This is a genomic window from Streptococcus mitis (assembly GCF_003942865.1).
In the GTDB taxonomy this organism is placed as follows: Bacteria; Bacillota; Bacilli; order Lactobacillales; family Streptococcaceae; genus Streptococcus; species Streptococcus mitis_BI.
Window position 1 is genome coordinate 1 of record NZ_RJNZ01000035.1, and the last position, 556, is coordinate 556.

General features: G+C 43.0%; 1 pseudogene. It reads right to left on the reverse strand.

Features of this window, described 5'->3' with window-relative positions:
- Positions 1-556: pseudogene (locus tag D8845_RS10165) on the reverse strand (YSIRK signal domain/LPXTG anchor domain surface protein); the annotation flags it as partial.

The following is a 556-nucleotide window of genomic DNA, read 5'->3' on the forward strand; positions in this document are numbered from 1 at the left end:
ACCGTCACGTCCTGCTTGTCCTGCAGCTCCGTCTTGACCATCTTTAACTACTGTTGTTTGAACAAGTGTGTCTGTTCCTTCTGTGTAGTTTCCGTCGCCATCTTTGTCAATGTAGAAGGTTAATGTAGTTTGTTTCTTCGCATCATCTCGTTCTGCTTTGACTTTTGGTGTTTTTCCATCTTCACCGTTTTTAACGATGGTTGTTAATGATGGTTTGTTGTCTGGTTGCGTGATNGTGATGGTGTGTGTTCCGTTATTGTTGTCTGTAACGGTTACTTCTGGTGTGAATCCATCTTTTCCGTTCTCACCCTTGTCACCTTTNGGTCCTTTGATGTTGCCTGCTGGTTCCCAAGTGTTACCTTTCTTAACGAATACATCTCCTGTTTGTGTATTTACGAATGTGTCTCCATCTTTACCTTGGTTCTCTTTTGGATCTACTTTTCCGTTTAATACTTCTTTACCGTCACGTCCAGATGCTCCCGCAGCTCCGTCTTGTCCGTCTTTAACTACTGTTGTTTGAACAAGTGTGTCTGTTCCTTCTGTGTAGTTTCCATCG